This window comes from Nostoc sp., assembly GCF_036919815.1.
Taxonomy (GTDB): Bacteria; Cyanobacteriota; Cyanobacteriia; order Cyanobacteriales; family Nostocaceae; genus Nostoc.
The window spans coordinates 1-19,925 of record NZ_JBALCE010000007.1; the positions used below are offsets into that span (position 1 = coordinate 1).

Sequence of the window (19,925 nt, forward strand, 5' to 3'; positions counted from 1 at the left end):
ACGACGTGTCATGATAACACTCCTCACTCTTCTGAATTTTCCATCAGCCACTAATTCTAAAATAGATTGATGCCTATTTGATGACACACCCTAGAAGGCTGGGGCTAAATAAATGCAGAAAGCCCTATTTGTTAGTCAAAGGTTGCTGTAGTTATAAAAAATGAGAACCTATGCTAAAACTTCAGCATAGACAAGACCAAAACCTCATCTGAAATTTAGACGTTTTGCGATCGCTGTCAAAAACCCACATAAAGACTTTTCACTTTAAATGTTGCTACAAATGGGCAGCAGAGACATTTATTCTACTTATCATAACTTTCTGGCATACCCACTGGTGATAAACCTGCGATCGCTCGTAAGTTTTGGCAACGAATCAACTCAGCAAAATTTAAACTGGAATGCCCTTCAATTTTAGCTACCGCTTCAATTGCAGATAACAGGTGCTGCGCTGCTTCTGCTTCGGAATAACCGCGCCGTTGTGCTATTTTAATTGCTGCTGCATCGGCATTTAACTCTGACTCTTGAGATTTATTAGTGCGCCAGATCCTCCAAGCCGCGATCGCACTTAATCCCCCAGCTACGGCTACACCTACCACATCTGACTGTGCTGCTTCCAAGAATCCGCCTACCAGTCCCGCCAGCACCATACCTTGATAAATGTCGGGTTTAAACCACTTCACCCCCGTCAACCAGCTAACCATCTGCAACAGCAGCAAATCTCGTTGCGGTTTTGTCAAGCGACGCCACAAATCGAAATTAATATATATCGGCCGCGCTTGATTCCAGGGTTGGGGAAAGGAGGCGTCAATCACTTTTGCTTGCTGTGGCTTACTAACAAGTTTTGTCGTCATCCGACCAGAAGCAGGCATCAAATCTAACAAACGGCGAATTTCAACATTTGGCTCCATAAATTTAATTATTAGCCATAATGTGGATAGTAACTATTTTAGTTATCATTCGTGTTAATCTTTGATTTGTGAGATACTCTCGCAGGATTTAAAAAAGCTGTTTTATAAGTACAAACCGTCGTAAAATAAGATTTCTAAATAAAATAGACAAATTTGTCAGAATAGTGTCGTTTGACAGCTTTTTTCAATACTACTCCCTACTCCCTACTCCCTGTCCTAATCATGGACGCTTTTGTTTCTATCCCGCCTGAATGGACGAATAAAGCAACACACGCTTATGAGTTTTGCTGTCCTAGCTGCCGCTTGAGTAGCTTGGAAGCTGAAAAAGTTTGGCTAAATCGGCGATCGCCTGTACTTACAGAAGACCGTCGTCGCAAATGGCAAGAGTTCTACTACTGTCAGTGTGGTTCTGTCTGGTGGGCTTGGAGTAGCGATCGCCCCCCAAAAGAGATATCCAATCCGCCAGATGATAATCCTACATAGCCAATTTTTTCAGATGAATGTGGATTTATTAATCTGCGACCATCTCCTATATTGAAAAATCTAAACAAAACCCCACCTTTAAGCGGGGTTTTGTTTACCTAATTCTGAGCTTTATATTTCATCACCCATTTTAGAAAGTGAAGGTAGTACGTAGAGTGCCTACATATTCAGTGTCGTTATTATTATTGTTCTCTGGATTAAAGATTACCAACAAGCCAGGAGTGACTTGAATATTATCGGAAACCTTGTACTTGTAAAGACCCTCTAAGTGATAAGATGTACCAGAGTCAAAAGTACTACCGTTTTTTATGCTACCACCAGTAACTTGGGGTGGTTGACCAAAGATCAGACCCAAGACGTTACCTTCTCCGCCAAAGTCTTTCAAAGCAAGTGTTGCACCGTAGTACCAAATTTCTGCATATCTACCTGCATTAGGACCAGTCTGAGCATCGGCAGTTGTATAACCTCCCCAACCACTGAGAGCCAACTTAGAGCCAAGTTGGAAGGTAGCCTCTGCACCGTAGTTGTCGGATTCGGTACGAGTGTTAGCCCCAAAAGGATTGTTAGCAAAAGCACTACCTGTAGCTTGGAAAAGGTTATTGACAACAGTATCACCTTGATAACTGCGGGCGTAGGTTAGACCAATATTAAAAGCTTTGCTGGGTTGGAAAGATAACTGACCAAAGATCGCGTTATCACCTTCCAACAGCCCATTATTAACGCTAGGGTCGTTAGCAGTCCTAGCTAGATAAGCACCGCTCAAGCTGATCGGGCCTTTAGGATTGAAGGTAACAGTTAAACCAGCCCCACCGGCACCTTGACGATAAATGGGGCTGAAACGTCCATAGCGAGAAAGGGCACCTCTGGCTGAGCTAGAAAAGTCAGGGTTGAAGTTATTCACATTCTCCCATAACTCTCCACCAGTCGCATCAACCTTGACACGCACTGCGTCGGTTAGGTTGAAAGCATAGTTGATTTTATCAATGCTAACGCTGTTGTTGCTGGGAGCACCGACATCAAAGCCCAAGCGGGTCATGTTAGTACCAGTCACAGCAGCATTAGAAACGATGTTGCCAGCAGTCAAACGGATTTGCAACTGGTCTTGACCACTAAAACTGCTGTACAAGTTCAAACGAACGCGGTCAGAAAAAGTGGTGTTAGAATCCAAGTTTTGATTTGAATTACCAGCAGCAACTGCCCTATTTCCACCAAAAGCATCAGACACGTTGAAAATCGCTTCCCCAACCAACTTGGTAGTAGTAGAGAACTGATTGGCTTCCAACTCAGAGGTGCGGGCTTCTAGTCCATCGACACGACCCCGCAAAGTTGCTAGTTCAGCAGAAAATTCTTCTTGTAAGCGCTGTAAAGTAGCCAAGTCTTGTTTACTGACTATATCGGCAGTGGCTGTAGCAATCAGTTCGTTAACCCGGTTTAGACAGGCATTCAAACCTGCGGCAAATTCATAACGGGTCAAAGCACGGTTCCCACGATAGGTACCATTGGGATAACCTGCAATACAGCCGTAGCGCTCAACCAGGGATTGTAAAGCTTGGAATGCCCAATCTGTGGGCTGCACATCCGAAAATTGCGAAACTGATGTTACTTGACCGATGTTGTTAGACTCTTGAGCTTCAGATAACTGGGAAACATTTGTTATTGGGTCGTTGACTTCAGCAGCTAAGGCGCTATTGGCAACAAAAAATGTAGCAGCTACAACAACCGGACTAACCTTAAAAAGATTCCAGAATTGTTTTGTCATGTTTTTAGTCTCACTCACACCTACTAATTCAATCATCGTAAAATACTTAAAATACTTTACTTTCAGAATTTTCACACACATTCACAGCAATGATTATACCTATCTCATGTGATAAATACAAGTCATTTAATATAATACTGAACCATAATTTTTAATTAATTTATTTGGTGAGCGCAAAATAATCCGGCGTTTGTGACGTAAAACTGTTCCTTCCGACTCCAACTGTTGTAGGAGCCGGGTAACTGTTACTCGTGTGGTATTTAAGACTTCAGCAATATCTTGATGGGTAACATTTAAATCAATTAGCTTGCCCTTATCGACATCACGTCCAAATTTTTCGCTTAACCACACCAAAAACTGCCATAAACGTAGCGAAATTGGTTTTCGATGCACAATCCTTAGTAGATCCTCTGCCTGTTGGATGTGAGACAATAAAGCATTAATATGTTGATGCCACAGATGAGGTGGCACAATGCTTATTTCCACGCCAGTGAGACATTCAATCTGGTAGGGCTTGACTTTAGACAAAGGATAACCAATCAGATCCCCTAACCCCCAATAACCGAGAGTGATAAATGTTCCGTTTTCACTCCAGGTTAAGGTACGAACTGCACCGTGATCAATATGCCAAAGTACGTCATTTTGAAGTGGAATTACTTCTCTACGGGTAAATATCTGCTGGGGTAATTGTCCCCCCAAAGCAGAGCTATTTGGCACGGCAGAAGAGTTTGATGTAGGACTTGTGGAATACATGGTTAACCGTAACTACATAATTATCAGGGAATCTCGCTATTTACAATGATTAAGAAACTCTAATAATTTGTATCAAATTTTACCTGTTTATCTGAAGGTGTATTTTTCTGAATCAGAGCTAGAGCTAACTCAAAATTTTTTTATGGAAACAACTTCTCGTTTAAGGTATCTATCAGTGAGATAGATCCAAAATGTTTTAGTTGTTTATCCTTAGTTTAATTGTGCAAGTTTAAGAAGAGGTAAGCTTTTAGTAAAATATTTAGTTAACTTATTTTTAATTATTTGATATTTTCTGAAGACTAAGTATGTAGGCGGAAATAATTATGAAAATAGTAGGGTGGAATGGCGCTTGCTTAAACTGGATTTAGATCCCCGACTTCTTGAAGAAGTCGGGGATCTAGGCAGCACGTCAATTAAGAGCGTTGACCGGTGACAATATATGCTACCCTTTGACCGATATTAGTGGCATGATCTGCCATGCGTTCCAGACAACGAATTGCCAGTGCCAGCAGTATAATTGGCTCGACTACGCCTGGGACATCCCGTTGTTGGGCTAAAGTTTGATAAACGCGATCGTAGGCATCATCTACAGTATCATCAAGATGCTTTAAACGGCGTCCACCAGCTTCATCAAAATCTCCCAAAGCCTTTAAGCTAGTTGCTAGCATCGCCTGAGCGTGAAGGGACATAGCTTCAATTTCTGGTAAAGACGTATGAGGCGGATAAGGAAAAATTTTAATCGCAATCTCACCTAAATCCTCAGCATAATCGCCAATGCGTTCTAAGTCTCGCACCAACTGCATAAAGGCACTCAAGCAGCGCAAATCTTGAACCGTAGGCGCTTGCAGCGTCATAATCGCCGTACAGTCTGATTCTATTTGACGATAAAAGCGATCAATCTTTTTATCTAATCGGGGAAGTTGCTCAGCTGCTGGTAAGTTACGAGCAAATAACGCTTGGTGGCTAAGGCGAAATGATTGTTCGACTAAAGCACCCATGCGTAATACATCTCGTTCTAAGCGCCTAATGGCGCGTGCAAGTTGAGGTCTTTGAGGATTGGGACTATAATCGATAGCTTTCACACTTGTTGTCTCAAACGTGAAGATATTACTAACTATAGTCTTGGCTTAGGGAGTTTGCCATAACTTCATGAAATTGGAGTTGCATCCACGCACCACCAGTTTCTGGATGGTTCATCGCTTTGATTGAACCACCGTGGGCGATCAGAATTTGCTCAACGATCGCTAATCCTAACCCATTGCCAACGATCGCCCCTATGGAGTTACCATCTTGGGGAGAATGCGATCGCGCTTTATCTCCTCGATAAAATCGCTCAAAAACGTGGGGTAAATCTACCTCCGAAAACCCGACTCCAGAATCAATAAGATTTATTTCGATAATTTGAGAAGCAGCATCGCCCCCATTATTCGTTGAGAGGATTTTTGCTTGGACGTGAATACTTGTACCAGGTGGACTGTACTTAATGCTATTATCTAGCAAGTTGAGAAAAACTTGGTAAATACGGGCTTTATCTGCCTTAATCCAAACATTTTCTGGGCCAGAATAAGAAAAAGACAGACGTTGATGCTGTGCCAAAGGTTCTAGTGTTTCCCAAACAGATGCAATCAGCGATCGCAATTCTACAGCTTTGACTTGCAATTGCATATTTGGGTTTGCTTCCATTTGGGTAAGTTCTAACCAGCTTTGCACCAAGTTAATCAGCCGGTCAACTTCTTGCATTAGGCGGTTAACCCAACGATTTAAAGGTGGTTCCAAGCGGTTTTGTAAAGTTTCCACAACTAAGCGAATCGAGGTTAGTGGCGTTCTGAGTTCGTGTGCTAGATCAGAAAAAGAGCGATCGCGTACTTGATTTATATCTAATAGGGGTTGACGATTTTCTAAAAATACTCCCACTTGTCCATTGGGTAAAGGCAAGCTAGACGCCCGCAAAGCCAGAGATTTTATTGTTGGCATCTCTGCGGCATCCTCACAAGATCGATGAAATACCCATTCTCCCGTCTGTGGTTTTTGCCGATCACGAGTTTGTTCAATTAAATGGTCAAGTTCGTAAGACCGTACCAACTCTAGTAACAAACGTACCTGTTCTGGTTGCCAATGAAGATACAAAATTTCCTGCGCCTGCCGATTACACCACAGCAGTTGATTTTCCTCATCTACTTGCAAATATCCCACTGGGGCAAAATCTAGCAGGTCTTGGTAAGTTTGCAACGACTGCTGCAAATCTTGCTGTTGCTGTTTCACCATCGCTATTTCCTGCCGCAACCCAGGAATCAGCAGCAGTCGCATCTTATAAAGATGGGACGTTAACGGTCGGAGTAAACGCCCCAGGTAGCGGTTAAGTTGAACCTGTTGCCAAACCCAAAACCCAATGCCTACCGCTAAACCCAGAAAAAATCCCAATAAGAGCATTTGAGTTGTTAGTTTCTTGGTTACAAATAAAAACTAACAACTATCTCAACTAATTATCCAAACCTATAGCCAAAACCTCGTACAGTCACAATATATTCAGGATGACTGGGGTCTTGCTCTAATTTTTCGCGCAACCAACGAATGTGAACGTCTACAGTTTTACTATCGCCCACGAAATCTGGTCCCCAAACCTGATCGAGTAATTGTTCTCGTGACCATACCCTACGGGCGTAACTCATAAACAGTTCTAGCAGACGGAACTCTTTAGGGGAAAGACTCACCTCTTGACCACGAACCAGTACGCGACATTCTTGGGGATTCAAGGTAACATCTTTGAATTTTAATACTGGTACTGGGGGTAAATTACTTAGGCGTTGGCGACGGAGTAAAGCCCGACAACGAGCCACTAATTCGCGCATACTAAAGGGTTTGGTCAGGTAGTCATCTGCTCCCACTTCTAACCCCAGAACGCGGTCAGTTTCACTACCCTTAGCACTGAGCATTAAAATCGGTACTGGGTTTCCTTGATGACGCAACAAACGACAAATATCTAGCCCATTGATTTGAGGCAGCATCAAATCAAGAATCACCAGATCAAAAGGAAGTTCCCCTGAATTGGTTTCAAAACTTTTGAGATACTCTAGAGCAGACCGCCCATCGGGTGCAGTTATCACCCCATAACCTTCTTCTTCCAAGGCTACAGCTAGCATTTCCTGGATTAATTCTTCATCTTCTACTACTAAAATACGGCTGGTTTGTCCAATGTCCGTTCTGGCAGAATATTTGGTCGATTCACTGGTATACATTGATCTCACAAAAGTCTAAGACCGTGGTTGTATCAATTAGAATGATTAAAAATTCATAATTCATAATTGATAATTCATAATTATGTTTTAAATCGGGATTCAAACCCCAACTCAAACAAGACTGCTTGATAGTTGCACCGGGTACAAACCCTTTTTAATTATGAATTATGAATTAGATTGAATCTATTATCTCGCCTTATTGCAACCACGCTTCTACTAGGGTTAATTCTTTTAGATTTTCTTTACAAAATGTAACATATACCACAGCAGCTTCCTAAATCATATCGGAATAGTAGCCATTAAGACACTGGAATCTCAATGACAAATTCTGTTCCTTCGCCAAGCACAGAATTACAACTCAACCGCCCATTGTGGGTTTCCTCGACAATTTGACGAGCGATCGCTAATCCTAATCCTGTTCCTTTCCCCACCTCTTTAGTTGTAAACAGGTGGTCAAAGATCCGATATCTAATTTCCTCTGGCATCCCCTGACCGTTATCTCTAATCCGAATTATAACCATTTGTTGGTCACTGGATACTTCGGTGTGAATCAGTATTTGCTGATGATCGGCTTGCACTTCAGCAAAAGAACGTCCCCCAACAGATGTATCGAAGGCATCAATTGCATTAGCGAGGATGTTCATAAATACTTGATTTAGCTGTCCTAAAAAGCACTTGACGGGCGGTAATTTTCCATAATCAGTGATCACTTCGATCGCGGGACGTTTTTCGTAAGCTTTGAGGCGATACTTCAAAATCAACAACGTACTCTCAATCCCTTCATGGAGGTTACAAGCAACTTTTTCAGCTGTATCGGCTCTGGAGAAAGTGCGGAGGCTGGTACTAATGTCTTCAATGCGATCGCTTGCCATCTTCATTGAACTTACTAGCTTTGGTAAGTCCTCAGTTAGGAATTCTAGGTCAATTTGTTGGCTATGCTTAATGATTGCGATCGCTGGAGTGGGATAATGTTGTTGGTAGCATTTGATATGAGTGAGTAAGTCTTGAGTATACTCTTCGGCATTGTCGAGGCTGCCTTTCAAAAATCCGAGGGGATTATTAATTTCATGTGCCACCCCTGCAACCAAATTGCCCAAGGTTGCCATTTTTTCATTTTGCACCATTTGTAATTGGGCTTGCTCAAGTTCTTGCAGCGATCGCTCTAACTCTTGTCCATAATTTTGAGATTCTTGATAAAGACGGGCATTTTCTAGAGAGATGGCGGCTTGGGTGCATAGCAGTTGGATAACTTCAATGCGATCGCTCGTAAATGCACCAATTGTCAACGGATTTTCTAGATATACCAGCCCGATGAGTTTACCCTGATTTAACATCGGCGTACACAACACACTCTTAGGTTGTTGCTGGATGAAATATGCATCGGCGATAAAATTAGTTTGTGCTGTTACATCATCGAACACAAGAGTTTTTAAGCTGTGTTTGACAGAGTTTACCAGTGTAATCGGAATGCCTTCGCTGGTTGACAATGGTACAGATACTAGAGTGACTCCTTCATTGATGGTGGCTACGGCTTTAACCACTAAGTTCCCCTGTTGGAGTACAAGCAAGGCAGCTTTTTGCGCCCCGGCATTTTCCATCACCACTTGCAAAAGGATAGTGAGTAATTGCTCTAATTTAATTTCACTGGAGAGAGCTTGTGAGGCTTTAAAGATGGTGGCCAAATCGAGGGCTTCATAAATATTGCTGCTAGAAATGTTTGTGTGGATAGTTTGATTTGGAAATGATGATGTATCGACGGTTAGACTTAGTTGAAAGCGATTAAGTTGCTCTTGTAAGATGGGAGACAGGAGTTGAGGATAGCGTTTTTCTAAGTCCTGGATTTTGGCTTTAGCACCCCAACGGGCATAGCAATAATAAGCTTCTTGCATATAAATTTGAGCGATTTTTTCTTTGCCCCAGTCGAGGTAGAACTTGGCAGCTAGTTCATTGCTCAAGGCTTGTTCTTGGATGTATTCATTTTCTTTAGCCAGAGAAATGGCGCGATCGTAGAATTCCATTGCTGCCATCTTTTCGCCCAAAACCCGATGGCGTTCTGCTTGCACCAAATCAAATTTGTGCTGGAAATTCATCGGTGCAAATTTAGCTCGAAACTGCAATTTTTCCTGGTTTTCGCCAACCTTCAAGAGTAATTGCTCCTGTTGAGACGGTTCAACCGTTGGATAGACAGCAAGCCGGGACAAAGAATCGTAGTAGTAGAAGACTGGCACAGATAGCATTCCTGGAACACCGTTGAGGTATTGATCTCCCTGATTTGCATTCTCAACTGCCGCCGGAAAATTCTCAAACAGATAACTGAGTATTAACTTATTTAAAAAAAATATATGGGGTGTTAATTCGTCTTCTTTGAGGAGCGCAGATAAAAGTTGTTCTTCTTGACAATATTCGCCAATAAGCAACTCTGGATTATTGCTATATTCGGTTAGATTTTTAATGCTTTGACAGACTATATTAGACCAATTTAATAAGCGCTGGTTTTTGGCAAAATGCAACTTGTAGGCTTTAATATCTGCTAGCAGGATTTCCAAAACTTCTTTGCCACTTAAATAGACATAGAATAACTTGAAAATCATGGATGTAAGCACATGAAAAAAATCGCCTGTCTCTAATCCAATAGTATGAGATTCCTGTAATAAACTTATTGAGGTGCGAACATGTTGTTTATTATATTGATTTAATGCAGCTACCTTAAATATAGTCATGCTTTGAACAGATTTTGCTTGAAATTTATCTACAAGCACTAAAGCTAGCTTACCAAATTCGTAGCCTGACTCCAGTTGGTTACAAGTATTAAGTACAATTCCAAAATCTGCATACCCTGGTGCAGAAAGTGGTGCATTGCCGTATTTAAGAGATAAATTCACTTCTTCGCAGGCCAAAATTGGAAACAGATACGAGCAATTCTGGTGGATGGCAGGAGCGATACTAGCCATAATCCGCAAAGCAACTAAAGCTTTGGGATCATCCATCAATGGCAAATCAACTAAGCCCTCAATACTTCTACCTGCCAATCTAGAGAGCGTGTTTAATACATATTGCTGAATGTCTGAAGGTGTTACTGATTTAGGTAATGTTACCCCAAGTTGCTCGAGAAGTTCACGCCCAGTTACGATCGCTTCCAATGATTGATCCCGCAACTGATAAGCTTGAAGTTGAACTTCATAAACTTTCACTCTATCCAGTAAGGTGGTTGTTTCTTGGATGACAACCTGGATCAGAGATTCCATCAGCTCAAACTCATTGTTGAGAAAGGCAGCTTCGGCGGCTTCTTCGTATAAATTTAGAGTCAGTTCGTAGGCGATTTCCCAACTATTAATCGTCAACAGCTGCATTCCATAATTGAGGTAATGAATTGCTGCACTATAAGCGGTAGCTTCTTTCGCTTTTCGACCAGCATTCAGATTTAACTGAGCTAATTGTTGACGTTCAGTCGGCTGGGTAATTAGTGCTATTCCACAATTTAACTGACTGACAATCTCAAAAAGTCGCTCCTCTTTCTGAGACTCAGAGGTATTTTGTAAGAGTAATTGACCAATTTTCAGATGGGTAAATTGTTTCTCTTCATCTGGAATCAGCGAATAGGAAGCTTGCTGGACACGATCGTGTAAAAATTTGTAGATTGGGATTTGGAAATTGGAATTAAAGGGGTTTGAGTCAGAATTATGCCCACTATCTTGAAAGAATTTATAAACTTCACTAGTAGGTAAAACTAACCCTTCTTGCAAAGCTTTCCATAAAGATGCTGCCGTTTCGGTTTCAGATTGTTCAGAAACGATTGCTAAGGTTAGCAAATCAAACTGGTTGCCAATGCAGGCGGCTAATTTCAACATATTTTGCGTTGCTGCTGGCAACTTCTGCAATTGTAGCGCTACGAACTTTACGACATCATCGGTGAGGGCGAGTGCCTTCACCGCAGCAATACCACATTGCCAGTACCCTTGATCAAAATTAAAACTAATCAGTCTATCTTCATACAATGCTTTAAGAAATTGCGTTGCAAAAAATGGATTTCCTTGAGTTTTTTGATAGACGAGTTGTGTTAGAGTGTGGGCAATTTTATCTGAACAACTCAAAGTATCAACCACCAATTGATTTAAACTGGCTTGACTTAACGGAGCTAAAGTAATATTGTGAATCGTGGCATTGGCTTTGCGAATATCCGCTAAAGTCAACATCAACGGATGAGCAGCAGAAACTTCATTATCCCGATAAGCTCCAATTAAAAGTAAACATCCACTTATTGACTCGTTCATCAGCAACTGCATCAATTTGAGTGATGTAGAATCAGACCACTGTAAATCATCGAGGAAAATTACTAAGGGATGTTCTTTTGTGGTGAATACCTGAATGAACTTTTGGAAGAGTAAATTAAAACGATTCTGGGCTGCACTGGATGAAAGTTCGGTTGCAGGTGGTTGTTGACCAATAATTTGTTCTAGTTCGGGAATTACCTCAAGAATAACTTGCCCCTGATCACTCAGTACTTGTGAAATTTTATTTTTCCAAGTTGACAATTGGGCATCACTTTCACTGAGCAATTGCCCCATTAAATCTCGAAACGCTTGCACAAAAGCAAAGAAGGGAATATTACGATTAAATTGGTCAAATTTGCCTTTGATGAAGTAGCCCCTTTGCCGGACAATGGGTTTATGAACCTCGTTCACCAAAGCAGTTTTACCAATACCAGAAAAACCAGCCACTAGCATTAGTTCCGTCTGATTGTTGGTAACGCGATCAAATGCTTCTAGCAGAGTTTCAACTTCATGCTCACGACCATAGAGTTTTTCTGGGATAATAAAGCGATCGCACACATCTCGTTGAGCAATTGGGAAACTTGCAATCTTACCCGTTTCTTTTAGCTGATGTAAACAAATTTCTAAATCATATTTCAGCCCGAATGCACTCTGATAGCGGTCTTCGGCGTTTTTCGCCATCAATTTGCTGACAATAGATGAGAGTACAGGCGCAATTTGCAGATTAATCTCGTGTACTAAAGGCGGAAGTTTGGCAATATGACAATGTACCAATTCCATCGGATCGTGCGATTGAAATGGTAATTGCCCTGTTAGTAATTCGTAAAAAGTTACACCCAAAGAATAAAAATCAGTCCGGTAGTCAATCCCCCGATTCATGCGTCCAGTTTGCTCTGGAGATAAATAGCCGAGTGTCCCTTCTAGCACATTAGGACTCATCAAGATTTGAGTTTCCCGTGGCAGCAGAGATGCAATACTAAAGTCAATTAACTTAACTTCTTTAGTTTCTGGATTAATTAAAATATTGGCGGGTTTAATATCTTTATGAATGATCAGATTACGAATTAGAATATCTAAGGCATTACAGAGAGCGATCGCTATTTGTAAAAACTGAATGAGACTTTGTGGTGTTCCCCCCATCCCCCCATTTTCTCCTCTCCCTTCCCACTGGTTGAGAGAAATTCCGCCAAAGTCTTCCATCACTAACGCATAGCCATTCTGATACGGTTCCAGGCTGTAGGTTTGGATGATTCCAGGTAGATTTAGATTTTTGGCAATCGTGAACTGGTTGCGAAACTGTACTAATTCACTGAAACTGGGATAAGCAGTTTTCATCAGCTTAATTACCACAGATTTTTGGTCAGTTTCTCGATTAGCGCGATAAACTAAGGTTCGAGAACCGTTGTATAGTTCTTTGCTAACGTCATATCCGGGAATGCTGACCATACGGCTTAATTTTTGAGACCTCAGTATTTAGTGTTCCCAAAAACAGGGCAGGATTTACAACTATAATTTAGTGATACCAAGTAGCTCCGTCATCTCGGCATTGATTCAGGTTGATGAACTGGGATCTCAATCATAAATTTGGTACCTTCTCCTAATGTGGAATCACACCACATCTTGCCATGATGTTTTTCTATGACTATTTTGTAGCTGATGGATAAGCCCAAGCCAGTGCCTTTACCGATAGGTTTGGTGGTGAAAAAAGGATCGAAAATGCGCGATCGCACTTTCTCAGGTATCCCCGAACCATTATCAGCGATCGCAATCTGCACCCGATTATCAGCCGTAACTTGAGTTGAAATCCAAATTTTACCAGGTTGTGTTTGTTGAGCAGATTCCTCCAGCGCATCGATGGCATTCGCCAGTAAGTTCATAAATGCCTGATTGAGTTGTCCGGGATAGCACTCAACCAAAGGCAATTGACTGTAATCTTTAACCACTTCAATTGCCAAAGACTCTGGTATTGCCTTGAGGCGATGTTGCAAAATCAGCAGCGTATTGTCAATCCCCTCATGAAGATCAACAGCTTTGAATTCGGATTCATCCAGGCGGGAGAAGTTACGGAGAGATAAAACAATTTCCCGAATTCGCTGAGTGCCAACTTTCATTGATTGCAGTATCTTGGGCAGGTCTTGATTCAGAAAGTCGAGATCCACATCATCCAAAGTTGCCTGGAGTGTTTGGGGCGGATTCGGGTAGTGCGCCTGATACGCCTGAACCAATTTCAGTAAGTCTTGACTGTAGCTATCAATATAAGTAATGTTGCCATGAATAAAATTGACAGGGTTGTTGATTTCGTGAGCAACTCCAGCGACCAGTTGCCCCAGACTCGACATCTTTTCAGTTTGAACGAGTTGCTGTTGAGTGCTGTGAAGCTGAGTTAAAGCTTGCTGAAGTTCTGTTGAACGTTGTTCTTTTTCAGTCAGCAGTGTTTTCACGCGTTCGATCAAATGGTTGAATGCAGTCGCTAAAATACCGATTTCATCCTTGGTGGTGACGGGGGCTTGCAGGTCAAAGTTAGACTCTTGGGTGACTTGCTGCGCCACCGATGTCACGGATTGCAGTGGTTTGGCAATGCTGCTCGAAATTCTAAATCCGATGATCAATGCGAAAATAACACAGCCTAAACTGGTGATAGCGATCGCAATCATTGTCGGTCTGGCTTGGGCGATCGCATTGTCATACAGCGATGACCACTCTAAAATCACGGCACCATTTACCTGTTTTTGATTGTTTATCAGGGGAACGACAATTGATTTAATCCCTTGGGGATGATCAACGCTCTTTTCCATAAAAGTTCTGAAGTTATTATCCTGCATCGTTTTCTGGATTTCATTGCCCTTGTCCTCATCAAAAATCGTGCCGACACTTTTAGGAACGGCATCCGCCAAAATTAGCTTCTGCCGATTGACCACCACAATGTCGCGCTTTTGCAGATCATGCAGCAAATTGGTCAAGTCTTGCAGTTCGTCGGAACGTTCAACAGAAATGGATTCGTGATCATTAGAGATATGGTGGATCGAAATAGCAAGTACTTGGGCAACGTGTTGAGCTTCGGCGATCGCCAGAGTTTCAGCAATTTTCTGGTTTTGGGCGATCGCAACCGCACCAACAAGGCTCGTTAATAAGGAAATACCAACAAAGCTTCCAAGCAGTTTGTGAGAAATTTTCATCGTGATAGATCAGCCATAACCATGTCAACCTCAAGTTAGTGTTCCCAGATATTTGAACCACAAACTTTGGAAAACTGGATGATCTTGGTAAAAATAATCTCAAGCAAAGGTAGAAAAACCTAAATTCGGTGGAATATCCTGAATCCGCCCAGGTCCGATCGCTCGTAATGCTTCTTTGAGTAGAATATCCCCAGTATACAAAGCACGTCCGACAATCACACCAGTCACGCCTTGAGGTTCTAACGCCAACAAACTTAACAAATCGGTGAGAGAACTTACCCCACCGGAGGCAATTATCGGGATGGAAATTACTGCTGCAAGTTCTCGCAAAGCTTCTAAATTCGGGCCTGTAAGTGTACCGTCTCGGTGGATATCTGTGTAAATTATCGCGGCTGCACCCAATTCTTGCATCTGTACAGCCAGTTGGGTTGCTAAAACTTCTGAGGTTTCTAACCAACCGCGAGTTGCTACGAGGCCGTTACGGGCATCAATACCGATAATAATCTGTTCGGGAAATTCTTGACAGAGTTCTTGCACTAGCTGGGGTTGTTCGACGGCGATGGTGCCGAGAATGGCCCACTGTACGCCTAAATTAAATAATTGTTGGACGCTGGTGCGATCGCGCAATCCTCCACCAATTTCAATGGGTACTGACACCGCATGAGCGATCGCTTCAATTGCCCCCAGGTTTACTACTTTACCTGCTTTAGCACCATCTAAATCAACTATATGCAATCTCGTAGCACCTTGATCTACCCACTGTTTGGCAACATCAGCCGGATTTTCGCTAAAAACTTGTGAGCGATCGTAGTCTCCTTGATACAGTCGCACACATTGACCTTCTAGTAAATCAATCGCTGGAATTACGTCCATTTATTTTTTCCTCATAACTCAATGCAATCAAACACTATAGCGGTTTTGACCTCTCTCCAAATCTCTCTCCTAAAAGGAGAGAGGCTTTGAGTCTTACTCCCATTCCCTCTCTTCGAGACGCTGCGCGAATGTAGGGAAGGGGTTGGGGGTTAGGTCTGTATTGGACTCAACTGCTATAGCTATAGCTATATTTCCTATTTTTCATTTGTTATTTTTAATTGCCTTACAGCTTGCCCAAAACCCAGCACAAGCAAGATGTTAGAAAGGGTCAAAAATACTTCTGCACCACCATGCAACCAATCTATATCTGCCAAAGACTTGCCATAATGCAATACAGCATAAATTCCGGCTGGGATGGTGATGGCAACAAAGACGAGAGTCCCGTAAAATCCATACAGCGCTAAACGCGGCATTTGCGGACTGCGGCTGATATACCACAAGAAACCCAAATAGGGAAACAGTGAAAGTGCAAACAGGGTTTCTTTAGAAATCATTGTTCTGATTTAATAGGTTTTGGTTCAACAGTGTTAGCAGATTTGGTAGAACGCCAAATCAAGAACGCTGCTGCCCAAAGCGTAAAATTACCAACTAAGGTCATGGTAGCTTGAAGCGTTACCAGCCATTCCAGAGATTCGGCGTTGTCGAAATAATGCCAAGTACAAGCACACATGGCGCTGACTAAAGCTGGTAACATGGCCAGGGATAATCCCCACCAATTGCGGTTATTAGTGAGTTCGCCATAAGTCCAGATTAACCAAATGGCGGCAATCCACTCAATAACGCTAGAAATATGAATAATCCAGGTGGGAATTGAAAGGGCGTTCATAAGAAAGTTAGGAGTTAGGAGTTAGGAGTGTCAAGGTGATATCTAGCTTGAAATTTATATTTGTTTAAACAAAATCTTCACTTATTCTTTTAGAATTTTAAAAATTCCGAGTTCAGAGGTTCAAGTGCCGAGTTCAGAGGTTCAAGTGCCGAGTTCAGAGGTTCAACGTCCGAGTTCAGAGGTTCAACGTCCGAGTTCAGAGGTTCAAGTGCCGAGTTCAAAGGCTCAACGTCCGAGTTCAGAGGTTCAAGTGCCGAGTTCAAAGGCTCAAGTGCCGAGTTCAAAGGCTCAACGTCCGAGTTCAAAGGCTCAAGTGCCGAGTTCAAAGGCTCAACGTCCGAGTTCAGAGGTTCAAGTGCCGAGTTCAAAGGCTCAACTTCCGAGTTCAAAGGCTCAACTTCCGAGTTCAAAGGCTCAACTTCCGAGTTCAAAGGCTCAACGTCCGAGTTCAGAGATTCAACGTCCAAGTTCAGAGGAAGTTCTAACTATCTTCTACACTATTGAAAGTAGAACTTGGGAATGAGTTTACCATCTGTATCGGGGACAGAGATTCATTTAACAATAGCTATTAATCTAAAATCGTTCGACTGAGCGAAGTCGAAGTCCAAAATGGTCAAGATGCGGGCATTATTGTCTGGGTATTATGGTAAAGGTAACGGTGGTGACGAAGCTTTGTTGGCAACGCTTTTGCAAATGTTACCATCTCACGTAACGCCTGTGGTGCTTTCTGGTAATCCAGAGGAAACGCGCGATCGCTACAATGTAGAAACCTACGATCGCATGGCTCCCTTACATATATTTGAAGCTTTACGCTCTTGCGATGCTTTGATTTGGGGCGGCGGCAGTCTCATTCAAGATGTTACCAGCACTATCAGCCCATTTTATTATGGGGGGCTGATGGCATTGGCGCAGAAAATGGGTTTGAAAACTGTTGCCTGGGCGCAGGGTATTGGCCCGTTAGTGCGTCCCCAAACTCGTTGGCTGGCAAGGCAAACCTTTGGTAATTGTACTAAAGTTAGTGTACGCGATCGCGCCAGTGCTGCTTTATTATCTGATTGGCAAATTCCTTGTATTATAGCTCCTGACCCAGTTTGGGCGTTGGAGTCGAAACCAGTACCGGGACTTTGGGATTTACCTGCGCCCAGAGTTGCGGTAACGTTGCGATCGCATCCCCAACTGACTCAAACACGCCTAGCAAACTTAACTAGTGCTTTGGTTGACTTTCAAAAAGCTACGCAAGCATTTATCTTACTATTGCCCTTTCAAAAAAGTGAAGATTTAAGTATTGCCGAAGCTATTCAACCCCAACTTAAAGATGTCAGCCAGATTTTGTGTCTGGAAGAACCGCAACTTTTGAAAGGTGTGTTTCGCGGCGTGGAGATGGCAATTGGGATGCGTCTGCACAGTTTAATTATGGCTGCTGCTGAAGGTTGTCGCTGTTTTGCTCTCAGTTATGACCCCAAAATAAATCGTCTCATGGAAGACTTGGAAATGCCTGGATGGGATTTGGCGAGTTTACCCGATGACCCCAATTTGATTAGTCTGACTTGGATAGAGCATTATGCTAACGGTGAGCCGTTATCATCAGAGAAAATCCAATCTTTGCTAGATAGGGCATTAATGCACCGCGAGTTATTGAGCCAAGCTTTTTGTAATAATTAAGACTAAAACCTCAGTAATTGGGCGGATTGCATATAGGAGTTTCAAAGCCTTTCCCCGAAGCGACTACAGTGTACACACAAGTCTTCAAATTACCCAAAAACCTCACCCTGTCCTGACTTTAATCCCTCTCCTTAGTAAGGAGAGGGACAGGTTTTGCTACGCAAAACCAGGGTGAGGTTTTCTTGAGCTATTTGAGAAACCGTAAATTGTGTCTAGAGAGACTTGTGTGTACACCGTAGCCCAAAGCAGAAAGATGAATGGAAGCTGGGCTTTTGGTATACTCTACGACTTTTCAAACATCCTCTTATGGCGGCAAGGGAGTAATTCTCAAACTTTTATAAATTGATAATGAAAATACTTAAGTATCGTTTATAACGACTGTTTAGGCGATATTATATACGATATCCAGAAATAATTATTGAGATCATTCTGATGATAAGCTTTGGCTTTTGGAACCTAATTATAGTAATTGTAGTTGCCTTAGTTCTCAAAAATAATTGGCGATTAGATGATGAAAAGGCAGTCTGGAAAAATTCTTTATTCTTAAAATCTTCTGTAATCCAAGGGTTGATACAATTTTTTCGTCAACCAATTGTTAACTTTCTCGTCCAAGCAGGTGTTGTATTAATCGTTACGAGATTACTCTGTTATATAGGTTGGCTAGTTTATTTCCTAAATCAACCAAATCCACCTTTCTGGGATTTTAAGTGGTATTATGTGGCGAGTAATTTGGCTCATCAGCATTTGAGTCCTTTTAATGTCGAGATTTTTAACCAAAGTTACTGTACCCTAACTAAGGTGTGTGGATTTATTCCACCGTTTGTCTATCCACCTAATATTATTCCTCTTATCTGGTTTCTCGATTATTTTTCGATCAATACTGCATTTACAATCTGGGTTGTAATGCATATATTAGCAATCGCTTTGGTTTTATGGGGAGCGAATATTCTCTTGGAGTCGAGATCACTAGCTCTAAGAACTATTTGCACAATCTCAACTGCCTTGATTTATGGCTTAGTTTACGATCTTCAAGTTGGTAATGTTGCCATTTTCATTGCAGCTTTAATCTTATGGATGTTTATCTTCGCTAGAAAACATCAGGATATTCTAGCAGGAGTTTGCTTAGGACTTGCTCTTTGTAAACCAACATTAGCTGCATTATTCGTTCTATATTTTCTACTAAAAAGACGGTTTTCTCTAGTTTTTGTATCTGTTGTCACAGTTACTTCTCTAGCATTTTTAGGTCTAGCCTTGACGGGCAATTCTTTGACACAATTCATGTCAGATGCAGCTCAGGGATTTTCACTGTGGCTAAATGATCCATCAGTTAGCCCCTATATTTCGATTAGTCGCCTCGATTTGATGGTCGTCGGTCCAAGATTATTTCCCAATAACCCATTCTTTGCCAAGCTTTTTTCAGACTTAATTGTTCTGATACTTCTTGGTTGGGCGGGTTGGTATTGGTATCTACAACAATCTCTCACAGCCTGGTCAAAAAAAATCTACTTAGCAGAAATGGTACTGATTTCTTGCTTAAGCATTGCCATCAACTATTCACAGGAAACTAGTTCTGTGATGTTAATACCTGCTGTTGTTTTTTTGCTAAATGATTTGCTCTATCAGATTAGGCATTGTACATTCTCTATGAAAAGAATGTCTGTTTGGTTAGCAGGAGTTTGCTCTCTTGCAGTGCAAACAGCAGTTATTCATGTCTGGCTCATCGGCTCTCTAGCAAAGCGTTGGAATGTGAAAGCAGGGGAATTGCCATACATCATGAAAGTAACTATCTTCGCCCTACCGAGCTATGCAATTTTAGCACTCACTTTAAGTATTTTAGTCTTAGCAATTAGTTCCCTACGTCAACAACAGGTGATGAAATGTGAACCTTTGAATCGCGTGTCAAATTAGAACATCAGAAGTCAAAAGTAAGTGGGTGTGAATAATTAAAGGTTTGTAGCTCGAAATCACGCCATAATAA

At 41.9% G+C, this 19,925-nt stretch carries 15 protein-coding genes; 4 read left to right on the forward strand and 11 right to left on the reverse strand.

The window, feature by feature from the left end; translation table 11 throughout:
* Positions 1-302: 302 nt before the first annotated feature.
* On the reverse strand, positions 303-908 hold the full coding sequence (locus tag V7K15_RS01940; RefSeq protein ID WP_334902539.1) for a DUF3318 domain-containing protein: 606 nt from the start codon (positions 906-908) through the stop codon (positions 303-305).
* 222 nt (positions 909-1,130) lie between these two features.
* Here V7K15_RS01940 and V7K15_RS01945 point away from each other — a divergent pair, with 222 nt between their 5' ends.
* Positions 1,131-1,391: a hypothetical protein gene (locus tag V7K15_RS01945; protein ID WP_334902540.1), complete on the forward strand. Its 261-nt coding sequence runs from the start codon at positions 1,131-1,133 to the stop codon at positions 1,389-1,391.
* Between the two features lie 130 nt (positions 1,392-1,521).
* On the opposite strand, the gene V7K15_RS01950 is transcribed toward V7K15_RS01945, so the two are convergent.
* The 10 genes from V7K15_RS01950 to V7K15_RS01995 form a co-directional block, all read right to left on the reverse strand.
* Complete coding sequence (locus V7K15_RS01950) at positions 1,522-3,150, reverse strand: iron uptake porin (RefSeq protein ID WP_334902542.1); 1,629 nt, start codon at positions 3,148-3,150, stop codon at positions 1,522-1,524.
* Between the two features lie 126 nt (positions 3,151-3,276).
* The gene (locus tag V7K15_RS01955) at positions 3,277-3,903 is read right to left on the reverse strand and encodes a Crp/Fnr family transcriptional regulator (protein WP_334902544.1); all 627 of its coding nucleotides are present in this window, start codon (positions 3,901-3,903) and stop codon (positions 3,277-3,279) included.
* Between the two features lie 413 nt (positions 3,904-4,316).
* The gene (gene phoU / locus V7K15_RS01960) at positions 4,317-4,985 is read right to left on the reverse strand and encodes a phosphate signaling complex protein PhoU (RefSeq protein ID WP_334902546.1); all 669 of its coding nucleotides are present in this window, start codon (positions 4,983-4,985) and stop codon (positions 4,317-4,319) included.
* A 28-nt stretch (positions 4,986-5,013) separates the two neighbouring features.
* A complete protein-coding gene (locus V7K15_RS01965; RefSeq protein ID WP_334902548.1) occupies positions 5,014-6,333 on the reverse strand; it encodes a sensor histidine kinase in 1,320 nt (439 codons plus the stop codon).
* 53 nt (positions 6,334-6,386) lie between these two features.
* Positions 6,387-7,139 (reverse strand): response regulator transcription factor, encoded by a 753-nt coding sequence (locus V7K15_RS01970; protein WP_300417247.1) that lies wholly within the window; start codon positions 7,137-7,139, stop codon positions 6,387-6,389.
* Between the two features lie 299 nt (positions 7,140-7,438).
* Positions 7,439-12,856 carry a trifunctional serine/threonine-protein kinase/ATP-binding protein/sensor histidine kinase gene (locus tag V7K15_RS01975; protein ID WP_334902550.1) on the reverse strand — a complete coding sequence of 1,806 codons (5,418 nt, stop codon included), beginning with the start codon at positions 12,854-12,856 and terminating at the stop codon, positions 7,439-7,441.
* 89 nt (positions 12,857-12,945) lie between these two features.
* On the reverse strand, positions 12,946-14,586 hold the full coding sequence (locus V7K15_RS01980) for a sensor histidine kinase (protein ID WP_334902552.1): 1,641 nt from the start codon (positions 14,584-14,586) through the stop codon (positions 12,946-12,948).
* Between the two features lie 99 nt (positions 14,587-14,685).
* On the reverse strand, positions 14,686-15,459 hold the full coding sequence (hisA, locus tag V7K15_RS01985) for a 1-(5-phosphoribosyl)-5-[(5-phosphoribosylamino)methylideneamino]imidazole-4-carboxamide isomerase (protein ID WP_334902554.1): 774 nt from the start codon (positions 15,457-15,459) through the stop codon (positions 14,686-14,688).
* 194 nt (positions 15,460-15,653) lie between these two features.
* Positions 15,654-15,953 (reverse strand): DUF3593 domain-containing protein, encoded by a 300-nt coding sequence (locus V7K15_RS01990; protein WP_334902556.1) that lies wholly within the window; start codon positions 15,951-15,953, stop codon positions 15,654-15,656.
* Positions 15,950-16,285 carry a DUF2499 domain-containing protein gene (locus tag V7K15_RS01995; RefSeq protein WP_334902557.1) on the reverse strand — a complete coding sequence of 112 codons (336 nt, stop codon included), beginning with the start codon at positions 16,283-16,285 and terminating at the stop codon, positions 15,950-15,952. The genes V7K15_RS01990 and V7K15_RS01995 overlap by 4 nt, the downstream gene beginning before the upstream one ends.
* 124 nt (positions 16,286-16,409) lie before the next feature.
* Between V7K15_RS01995 and V7K15_RS02000 the strand changes: the two genes are divergently transcribed.
* The 3 genes from V7K15_RS02000 (at position 16,410) to V7K15_RS02010 (ending at position 19,855) form a co-directional block, all read left to right on the forward strand.
* The gene (locus V7K15_RS02000; protein WP_334902559.1) at positions 16,410-16,808 is read left to right on the forward strand and encodes a hypothetical protein; all 399 of its coding nucleotides are present in this window, start codon (positions 16,410-16,412) and stop codon (positions 16,806-16,808) included.
* 95 nt (positions 16,809-16,903) lie between these two features.
* Entirely contained in the window at positions 16,904-17,947 is a 1,044-nt protein-coding gene (gene csaB / locus V7K15_RS02005) for a polysaccharide pyruvyl transferase CsaB (RefSeq protein WP_334902635.1), read from the forward strand.
* A gap of 432 nt (positions 17,948-18,379) precedes the next feature.
* Complete coding sequence (locus V7K15_RS02010) at positions 18,380-19,855, forward strand: glycosyltransferase family 87 protein (RefSeq protein ID WP_334902561.1); 1,476 nt, start codon at positions 18,380-18,382, stop codon at positions 19,853-19,855.
* Positions 19,856-19,925: the final 70 nt, after the last annotated feature.

What these genes read in the sequence shown, in the direction of transcription:
- V7K15_RS01940 (WP_334902539.1), bottom strand. Translation starts at nt 908, where the DNA reads ATGGAGCCAAATGTTGAAATTCGCCGTTTGTTAGATTTGATGCCTGCT.
- V7K15_RS01945 (WP_334902540.1), top strand. Translation starts at nt 1,131, where the DNA reads ATGGACGCTTTTGTTTCTATCCCGCCTGAATGGACGAATAAAGCAACA.
- V7K15_RS01950 (WP_334902542.1), bottom strand. Translation starts at nt 3,150, where the DNA reads ATGACAAAACAATTCTGGAATCTTTTTAAGGTTAGTCCGGTTGTTGTA.
- V7K15_RS01955 (WP_334902544.1), bottom strand. Translation starts at nt 3,903, where the DNA reads ATGTATTCCACAAGTCCTACATCAAACTCTTCTGCCGTGCCAAATAGC.
- V7K15_RS01965 (WP_334902548.1), bottom strand. Translation starts at nt 6,333, where the DNA reads ATGCTCTTATTGGGATTTTTTCTGGGTTTAGCGGTAGGCATTGGGTTT.
- V7K15_RS01970 (WP_300417247.1), bottom strand. Translation starts at nt 7,139, where the DNA reads ATGTATACCAGTGAATCGACCAAATATTCTGCCAGAACGGACATTGGA.
- V7K15_RS01975 (WP_334902550.1), bottom strand. Translation starts at nt 12,856, where the DNA reads ATGGTCAGCATTCCCGGATATGACGTTAGCAAAGAACTATACAACGGT.
- V7K15_RS01980 (WP_334902552.1), bottom strand. Translation starts at nt 14,586, where the DNA reads ATGAAAATTTCTCACAAACTGCTTGGAAGCTTTGTTGGTATTTCCTTA.
- hisA (WP_334902554.1), bottom strand. Translation starts at nt 15,459, where the DNA reads ATGGACGTAATTCCAGCGATTGATTTACTAGAAGGTCAATGTGTGCGA.
- V7K15_RS01990 (WP_334902556.1), bottom strand. Translation starts at nt 15,953, where the DNA reads ATGATTTCTAAAGAAACCCTGTTTGCACTTTCACTGTTTCCCTATTTG.
- V7K15_RS01995 (WP_334902557.1), bottom strand. Translation starts at nt 16,285, where the DNA reads ATGAACGCCCTTTCAATTCCCACCTGGATTATTCATATTTCTAGCGTT.
- csaB (WP_334902635.1), top strand. Translation starts at nt 16,904, where the DNA reads ATGCGGGCATTATTGTCTGGGTATTATGGTAAAGGTAACGGTGGTGAC.
- V7K15_RS02010 (WP_334902561.1), top strand. Translation starts at nt 18,380, where the DNA reads ATGATAAGCTTTGGCTTTTGGAACCTAATTATAGTAATTGTAGTTGCC.